At 69.6% G+C, this 2,377-nt stretch carries 4 protein-coding genes; 1 reads left to right on the forward strand and 3 read right to left on the reverse strand.

The annotated features are described in order from the left end of the window. Positions 1-239, reverse strand: a 239-nt coding sequence (locus VFS34_07040) for a hypothetical protein (GenBank protein ID HET9794200.1), incomplete at its 3' end; no start/stop codon positions are given. Then, on the reverse strand, positions 232-798 hold the full coding sequence (locus VFS34_07045) for a hypothetical protein (protein ID HET9794201.1): 567 nt from the start codon (positions 796-798) through the stop codon (positions 232-234). The genes VFS34_07045 and VFS34_07040, both read right to left, overlap by 8 nt. A 90-nt stretch (positions 799-888) precedes the next feature. Here VFS34_07045 and VFS34_07050 point away from each other — a divergent pair, with 90 nt between their 5' ends. Continuing rightward, positions 889-1,404: a macro domain-containing protein gene (locus VFS34_07050; protein ID HET9794202.1), complete on the forward strand. Its 516-nt coding sequence runs from the start codon at positions 889-891 to the stop codon at positions 1,402-1,404. 21 nt (positions 1,405-1,425) lie between these two features. Here VFS34_07050 and VFS34_07055 read toward each other — a convergent pair. Continuing rightward, a partial coding sequence (locus VFS34_07055; GenBank protein ID HET9794203.1) for a GGDEF domain-containing phosphodiesterase occupies positions 1,426-2,377 on the reverse strand: 952 nt, incomplete at its 5' end.

Genomic DNA, 2,377 nt, shown 5'->3' on the forward strand with positions numbered 1-2,377 from the left:
GTTTCGGCTACGAGGGTGTCCGCCTGCCGGACCGCCTCGCGCGGCTCGTCGACGAAGCCGGCCTGGATCGACGTCCAGCGTTCGTGCATCCGCTGCGAATCGTCGGAAGAGAAGAGCGGGGTCCGATGGTCTTCCGCCGCTTCGGGCCGCTCCATCACGGCGGTGCCCGCCCGCGCTTCGCGCCGTGTGGCGGCGCCGGCGAGATCGGCGGTCGAGAGTTCGCGGTTCCGTTCATCCATGGCGGACCTCCTTCATCGTGGGCGCCGGTTCTTCGAGCAGTTCCTGGAACAGGTTTCGATGGTGGACGAGTGCCTGGCGGAGGTCCTCGGTCGTCGCCTCCCCGCGGCGATTGCGCAGGGCGATGTCCCGCGCGGCGCGGTAGTTCTGGACAACTCCGGCGTGATCGACCGACAGATCGGCCGCGCGCTGCTCGAAATCGCCGACCGGATATCCCCGGGTCTTCATCACTTCCTGGATGAGCGCGTCGCCGTCGGCCGCGGCGCCCGCGGGGTCGTCCACGAAACGGGCCTGCACCGCGCGCCAGCGCGCCGCGAACCGGCTCCGGTCCGCGCTCGAGAGCGGCCGCAGCGGGAAGCCTTCGACGCGCTTCGCGCGTTCGGCGAGGCGGGCTTCGGCTCGCCGAGGGTCGCCGGTCGATCGGACGACGCGGTCGTACTCGGGGCCGAAGCGGTCGCGCAGCCGTTCCGTGCGTTTCTTGCGAAGAACGAGCCACGCGAGGATGACGATCGCGGCGACCACGATCGCCGCTCCGACGAGAAAAGGCGTGGATACTTCCATCTCAACCTCCCCGGGTCGTGAGGACCGCAAGGATCCGGTGCAAGTTGCGTTCCGGAACGGCTTCGCGACGGGGCGTAGACTGCGGTCCTCGTGAAAGAGCGAATCGTGCTCGTCGTCGGCGACATCACGCTCCTCGAGGTCGACGCGCTCGTCAACGCCGCGAATTCCGGTCTCCAGCTGGGCTCCGGAGTCGCCGGCGCCGTGCGGGTGCGCGGCGGGCCGTCGATCCAGGAAGAGTGCGACGCGATCGGGCACTGTCCGGTCGGAGAGGCGGTCGTGACGGGAGGGGGGCGGCTCCGCGCACCCTGGGTGATCCACGCGGTCGGTCCTCACGGTTCGGATCCGGGCGCGGGCCGCCTGCTCGCGAGCGCCTGCCGGGCGGCTCTCGCGAGAGCGGCGGAACGCGGCCTCGGCTCCGTCGCGATCCCCGCGATCTCGACCGGAGCGTTCGGTTTTCCGCTCGAGCGCGCCGCGAGGATCCTCGTCGCCGAGGCGCGCGCGTTCGCGGCGGCGCACGAGAAGCCGGAGCGGATCGTGTTCTGTCTGCGCGACGGCGCGTCGCGCGATTCGTTCGAACGGGCGCTCGACGAGACCGAACCGCGCTGACGAGAGCGAATCCCCGCGCGATTACACGGGGAAACGGCGGTTCGACACGACCCACTCGCCGAATTCCGCCGCCGGAACCGCGGGGCTGAAGAGAAAGCCCTGGAGCTCGTCGCACTGGTGGACGCGGAGGAAATCCGCCTGCTCCGCGCTCTCGACGCCTTCGGCGATGACGCGCAGCCGCAGCTCGTGCGCGAGCGCGATGGCGGCGCGCACGATCGTCGCGTCGTTCGGATCGGTCCCGACTCCCTGCACGAACGACCGGTCGATCTTCACGGTGTCGACCGGGAGCATCTTCAGGTACGAGAGCGAGGAGTACCCGGTTCCGAAATCGTCCATCGTGATGCCGACACCGAGACGGCGGAGGTCCGCGAGCGCGGCGAGCGTCACGTCCAGGTTCTGCATGGCCACGCTCTCGGTGATCTCGAGGCTCAGCCGCCGGGCCTCGAGACCGGAGTCCTCGAGCGCGGTCCGGACGGTCCCGACGACGTCGCGTCTCTGGAGCTGGCGGACCGACAGATTCACGGAAACCGAAAGCGGCCGTCCGATCCGGTTCCATTCCGCCGCCTGCCGGCACGATTCGCGCAGGACCTCCATGCCGAGCGGCACGATCAGGCCGCTGTCCTCCGCGAGCGGAATGAACTCGCCGGGAAGGACGAGGCCGTTGTCGGCGCGTTCCCATCGAACGAGGGCCTCGGCCCCCGTCATCGTCCCGGTTTCGACGCGCACCACGGGCTGGAAATAGACGCGGAATTCCTTCGCGTCGATCGCGCGATGGAGACGGTTCCCGAGATCGAGCCGCTCGATGTCTCCGTGCGAACGGAGCCCGGAGTGGAACTGGTAGCCGTCGCGGCCCTGCTGCTTGGCGGCGTACATCGCGGCGTCGGCGCTCTTGACGAGAGTGTCCACGTCGTCCCCGTCCTCCGGGAACACCGCGATGCCGATGGAAACGGTCACGTAGAGCTCCCGCTCGGCG

It is taken from the genome of Thermoanaerobaculia bacterium, from assembly GCA_035717485.1.
In the GTDB taxonomy this organism is placed as follows: Bacteria; Acidobacteriota; Thermoanaerobaculia; order UBA5066; family DATFVB01; genus DATFVB01.